3 protein-coding genes are annotated in these 6,158 nt (G+C 62.4%); all 3 read right to left on the reverse strand.

What is annotated here, in order from left to right; translation table 11 throughout:
- Positions 1-243: 243 nt before the first annotated feature.
- Positions 244-2,403, reverse strand: coding sequence for a DUF6571 family protein (locus tag RWR81_RS11880; protein ID WP_314457946.1), 2,160 nt, complete (start codon positions 2,401-2,403; stop codon positions 244-246).
- A 16-nt stretch (positions 2,404-2,419) separates the two neighbouring features.
- Positions 2,420-2,788, reverse strand: coding sequence for a hypothetical protein (locus tag RWR81_RS11885; RefSeq protein ID WP_314457947.1), 369 nt, complete (start codon positions 2,786-2,788; stop codon positions 2,420-2,422).
- 84 nt (positions 2,789-2,872) lie between these two features.
- The coding region (locus tag RWR81_RS11890; protein WP_314457948.1) for an FtsK/SpoIIIE domain-containing protein at positions 2,873-6,158 on the reverse strand (3,286 nt) is incomplete at its 5' end.

The following is a 6,158-nucleotide window of genomic DNA, read 5'->3' on the forward strand; positions in this document are numbered from 1 at the left end:
AGGCGGCGGTGGCGGCCCTGGCCGAGGTGGTCGGCGGCAGCCGGGGCCACCGCGACGACTTCGCCCTGTGGGGCTACCTCGGCTTCCTCAACGACGCCTGCCTGCGCTGGGTGCGCGCCGGTTGCCCCGACGACCAGCGCCACAGCCTCATCGACGCGGCGCTGAACTATCTAGCAGAACACCAGGCGACTGGAATAAATGGGACCGATCACCCGACAACAACTCCCGAGAGTGTAAAAATATTCAGTTCGCCAATCTGCCCGCCGCAGCCCCCTCAAGATTGCCGTCAGCATAATGTCCGGCCTCCTGCCGAATCTTCTGCATATTAGGATCATTAGTTACAGCAAACTCGCTCCTCCCCATCCAGGCGTTAACATCCTCAGGACTATTCGCTCTGGAAAAATCGAGCCTATAGCGCTTTCCGTCACTTCCCACAATTTTTCCGTTTTCATCCTCAACTTTCCAGTTCTCATTAAAACCAATTTTTGGATCGAATGTATTAGGGTTCAGCAACCCTGCGTTAGCAGCATCCTGAATCGCACAAAGCTGCATCTCCGCGTGCGGTTCCAAACCTGGGTGACTAATCTTTTGCTCACCTTCACCTGTGATCGCACTCGCTACGATCGGCTTCAGGAAAGTCGTAACCGCCGGAGTAGCCAACTTCGCCGCAGTTGTCCCCATTGCAGTCCCAACAGGACCGCTCAGGGAAGACAATCCCACAGTAGCCGCAGTGAAGAAAAGGCCTACAGCAGTACTCGCCGCATCAGATTTCACTTTATCATGTTCGCTCCTACCGCGATTTATTTCTTCTATCCTTTGATCAGACATACCAACTAGGTAGCCGACAGCTTTCTCACCGGACCTATATACCGCCTTTATTCCATCGAGTTGACCTTCCCTATCTCCTTCTCGAGTCGAGACGACTTCCTGAGAACCACTCTTGGCATAAGCGCCGATACCTGCACTAATCGTCGCAACGGCATCTTGACTATCCGCCACCCGATAGGCGAGCACATCAAAGTCACCCAGTACTGTCTTTTGTTTGTTTTTCGGATCTCTTTTCCCGACATCAACACCCGGTAGCACCTTACCAGTCCTCATATCCATCGCGGGACCAGCGGCACCCCAATCCGAGGCCAACTCAGGCGCACAATTCGCTAATAACATACCCACCCGAGCCTTGGTGTCAGGCCTATAGTAGAGGTCCTGCTTACCTTCAGAACTCATCGTCGAACCAACTCGCAAGGAATGAATCGCATTACCCGTCAAGGCGTCCGCCCGGGCACGCTCTTCATCAGATGAATCTGGACCCCGCTTGGAGGAGGCTGCCGCCAGAGCAGCTGTATACCCGGAGAAACCATCATGTTCCCACTCCCTCTTAGACAGTTTCTCAAATCTATCAGGATTGCTTCCGTCAGAAGGCGACAAAAATTCAAGCGCTGCATCAGGGTTGTTCCCCATGGCATCAAGTACTCCCGATAGCGGGTCATATGACCAGTGATCCGTCGTCCATCCCCCAAGAAAATTTCTTTGAGACTCGTCTGCGGGATTCGCATAGTACTTACGAATCTCATCCCATGGCAACTCCTCTAAATTGTCCCCCATCGACACAAGGAAATCTTTTCCAAATTTCAGATCATTAACATGATCTCCATTCGAGTCATGCCCCCCAAGCATGGCGTTAATATAGCGCATATAGCGCCAATTATCCTTGCCTTCCTTCGGCGCAACGGAAGACGTAATCGCTTGAGACATTTTCTCGCTCTTGTCTTTATCCCACGTCTGCGATGCAGTCGCCAGAACGCTACCGAACAGTTGAGAGAAGCGCTTTTCTACATCCAAATAACTTTCTTTACTTGAATCATACGACATGTAGTTATGCACACCCGCGGGTAACCTAGAGAAATTTTTAGGGCCAACCTTATCGACAACCGAATTGGCGTACGTCGAATCATCCTGATTGGCCTTCATCGACTCAACAACTTCATCATATGTTCTCCCACTGGGAGTTTTTCCACCGGGAGCCGGATGTGTTAAATCATTAGCATCCGTGGCGCCCTGAGCCCATTTTTGGAACTTGTCAGTGGTCTCCAAACCGGCGGAGTCGTCAGGGACTTCAATGCTAATCCCCCCTTCTAAGTCATGAGACGCCACGCCATTACTGTTGAGATTCACCATGGTCGTTTTGCAATCAGTTAGTTTACTCACATGTGCCGTTATTTCATCAGCAGCGCTATCGATCGCCGTGTGAATAGGCTTCAGATGATCTTCTCCAAATACTATCGGCTCGTTGTTATACTTGCCGTTGACAGTACCATTATGTCCTTTCACAGATTCAGCGAACTTCTTAAGGGAGGCAATTTTTCGATCCAGATTTTCAGGATTCATATAAACGCTTACCATGTTTTACTTCCTCTCATCACGGTTTCCATGTTGCATCGGTATCACCTTCGTGAACCTCAGCCTTACCATTTGCGTGAATGCTACTGATCTCCGAATCGATAGCACTCAGAAAACGCCCACACGCAACACTCACGGCATTCACGTTGCTTCTCACAATATCATTGTGCGAGTCCGCCAACTTACACGTCCATGTATCAGGAGTGTTCACCCATCCACCAGACGACTGAAATTCTTTCGCCGTGCCATCCACATGACATAAGCCATCGTCCACGACCCCGGCTTCAGTGAAATGTTTTTCTGCCTCTCTCCGCAGTTCTTCCAAGAACTCCAATCGAGGATTCTTAATCCCAGGCCCCTTATCCTGAGGCACTTCTTCGCCAGTCATCTCATCTCCTCACTACACGTTTTTTACTTCCATTGACCATTGCACATCAACATCTCTTCAGACCGACTCCCGTCTTTTCCTCCTTCAATCGACCTTCGGGACCTGCACCCAGGACCAGCCGGCGGTCGTCACCATGACGCCCCGTCCCTTGGGGACCGGGCCTCCGATGGAGCGCGGCAGCCTCGCGGACAGGTGCGCCCCGTCATCGGCGGACCTGGGCGCCAGGACCAGACCCGTGCGGGTCTTACGCACCTGGGCCACCACACCCCGGTACATGCCCGACACCTCATCGATCCCGCACCCCACCAGGACACCGCCGTTCGCGTCCCGGCATGTCCTCAAGTGCTCCTCAATCACGGGCCCGAGCGCATGATCGCCCCCCATGATCTCGAAGTCATCAACAACAATGAGCGTGTTCTCAGGCTCCTCCCGCAAAAGGGCCTTGAGGTCATCGGGCTTGGACTCCAGGCCCAGCCGTCCCAGAACCCCGTCACATCCCTCCAGGGCGATCAGCGGCGAGCGCCGCGGCAGCACCAGCACCACGCGCGTCCCACCATCCAGCGCCCGCTGCGCACCGAACATGAGCGCCGTCGAACGCCCGGAGCGCCGCGGCCCAGCCACGAGCACCCCGTTACCGATCTCCTCCATGGACACCGGGATGAGCCCCAGGTCGTCGCCGCCCACGGCCAGGGAGATGCTCCCCGGCGCCAACGGCGGCCCGAGCTCAAGGGCCTTCTCCGCGGAGATCGCCACCGGCAGCTCGTCCACGTGGCCGGCGGACAGCTCCCGGGGAATCTCCCCCCACTTCTCGCGGCTGAGCCGGCCCGCCTCATGGATCGCCTCCACCTGGGCGGTGCCGTCAACATCATCCGTCAGAAGCGCCAGCTGCACCTCACGGGGCCTGGGCCCGCTGCGGAAGGCCCGGCCCTGCGGCATGGACAGCGGCACCTCACGCGCCCTCATGCCCACCAGGTCGAAGTCGTCCGGGGACGGCATCCGCAGCAGCAACCGGTCCTCCAACAGCATCCCGAACCGGCTCCGGAACACCGTCCGGTCCCCGGCCACCACCACACGCAGACCCACGGCGGGCCCCTCGCGCATGAGGCTCTCCACGCTCTCGATGATGGCCCCGCCGTCGACGTTCTCGAAGGTGGCCAGGAAGTTGTCCCACCGGTCGATCAGCAGCACCAGGTAGGGCAGCCGCTTCGGCTCGGGCGCCTTGGCCCGCTGCTCGGACAGTGAGGCGAAGCCCTCGGTGGCCAGCAGCTGCTGGCGGCGCGCCACCTCCCGGCCCAGCAGGACCAGCAGGCGCCGGACCCGGTCCGGCTGGTCGCGGGTTACCACCGCCCCCACGTGCGGCAGCGCCAGGCACGGCAGCAGCGCCCCGTTGCCGGCGTCGATCCCGTACATGTGAACCTCCGCGGCCGACGCCGAGTGCGCCACCGCCACCGCGATCCCCCGCAGGACGCTGGAGCGCCCCGTCCTGGGGGCCCCGGCGATACCCAGGTGCCCGGAACGCGTGAAGTCCCAGGTCATGGGCCTCTGCTCCTGCTGGGCCGGCAGGTCCTCCAGCCCCAGGGGCAGGGCCGGCAGAAAGCCCTCGGCGCGCTCCCCGCCCCCGGACTCACCCATCCGCTGCTCCACCGCGTTCAGGGTCAGCAGCTCGGGCAGCGGCGGCAGCCACGGGCTGTGCGGATCCTCCTTGCCCATGGCCCGGTAGGCGGCCCCCATGGCGTCCACGAGCGTAGCCAGGTCCGTGGGGATCGTGGCGTCCTCCTCCACCTCCGGGGGCGCCTCCTCCGGACGGGAGAGCTCGTCCAGGGTCAGGGTCGCCGAGCGCAGCGCCGCCCGGGGCAGGGCGCCCCGCGGCCGTCCCCCCACCCGGGAGGACTGGAACTGACGCAGGCTCGCGTGGCCCAGTCGGGCGTAGGCGCGCCCCGGGATCGATGGAGGGATGAAGGCGGAGGCGGAGGCCTCGATGACGTCCTGGGAGTCGTTCTCATCAGTGACCCGCAGGGCGATGCGCAGGTTCGTGTTCGACTTGATCTCCGCCGAGACCACGCCGGCGGGCCGCTGCGTGGCCAGCACCAGGTGCACCCCCAGCGAGCGCCCGCGCCGGGCGATGTCCACCAGGCCGGTGACGAAGTCCGGCAGCTCGGACACCAGCGCCGCGAACTCGTCGATGATGATCATCAGCCGCGGCATCGGCTCGTCCCCCGGGGCCATGGCGGCCACGTAGTCCTCGATGTCCTTGGCGTCGGCCCCGGCCAGCTGGTGCTCGCGCCGGCGCAGCTCGGCGCCCAGCGACTCCAGGGCCCGGGAGGTCAGGTGTCCGTCGAGGTCGGTGACCATCCCCACCGTGTGCGGCAGGCGCGCACAGTCCTTGAAGGCCGCCCCGCCCTTGTAGTCCACGAGCACGAAGGTCATGGCCTCGGGCGTGTTGCCCACGCACAGGGAGGCGATGAGCGTCTGGAGCAGCTCTGACTTACCCGATCCGGTCGTCCCGGCCACCAGGGCGTGGGGACCGTCGGCGCGCACGTCCAGCCAGAACTGCCCCTCGGCGTCCTCCCCGATGACCGCCTTCGTCGTGCGGCTGCACCGCTGCCAGGCCGCCAGGACCGCGTCGGCCCCGGGCTCGGGCATGGGCAGCACGTCCAGCAGCCGCGAGGCCGTGGGGATCGTGGAGTCCGCCCCGGCGGCGGAGACGTCGTGGACCGGGGCCAGGGCGCGGGCCACCCGCTCGCACCACCCGTCCGGCACCATGTCCAGGGTGACCCGCTCCACCTCCTCCACGTCGGTCTGGGAGACAGACGGTGCGGCGGGCCCTGTGGCCACCACGGCCCGGCACTCCTCGGGCAGGGCTGTGCGCTCCCGGTCGATGCAGATCAGGCGCACCCCCACCTCGGGGCCGCGTCGCAGCACCGGGATGAGGCCCGGGCGCAGCCGCAGGGCGTGTCCGCCGTCGAGCACCACCAGGACCTGCTCACCGTCCGAGCGCCCGCGGCCGCGGTTCTCGGAGGCCTCCAGGCGTCGCTGCACCAGGTCCGCCAGCTCGTTGATGCGCCGGCCCACCGTCTCATCGTCCAGGCCGACCCGGGCTCGGGCCCCCATGCCCTCAAGGTTGCGCAGGTGGGGCAGCCACCTCGCCCAGGACCAGCGTGCCTCGGACTGCTCGCCGCGCACCGGCTCCACTATGAGCACCATCTGCAGCTCGGCCGGCGAGTGCAGCACCGCGGCCTGGGCCGTCAACCAGGTCGCCACCTCGTGGCGCCGCTCCCCGCACACGCCGACCACGCCGATCTCACCCAGGTGCACGGTCACGGGAACGTCCGGGGCCGTCCAGCGCAGCGGCTCCTCGTGCTTGGCGCGA

This window comes from uncultured Actinomyces sp. (assembly GCF_963526355.1).
Lineage (GTDB): Bacteria > Actinomycetota > Actinomycetes > Actinomycetales > Actinomycetaceae > Actinomyces.

Coding starts and splice junctions, on each gene's coding strand:
- RWR81_RS11880 (WP_314457946.1), bottom strand. CDS start 2,403: ATGGTAAGCGTTTATATGAATCCTGAAAATCTGGATCGAAAAATTGCC.
- RWR81_RS11885 (WP_314457947.1), bottom strand. CDS start 2,788: ATGACTGGCGAAGAAGTGCCTCAGGATAAGGGGCCTGGGATTAAGAAT.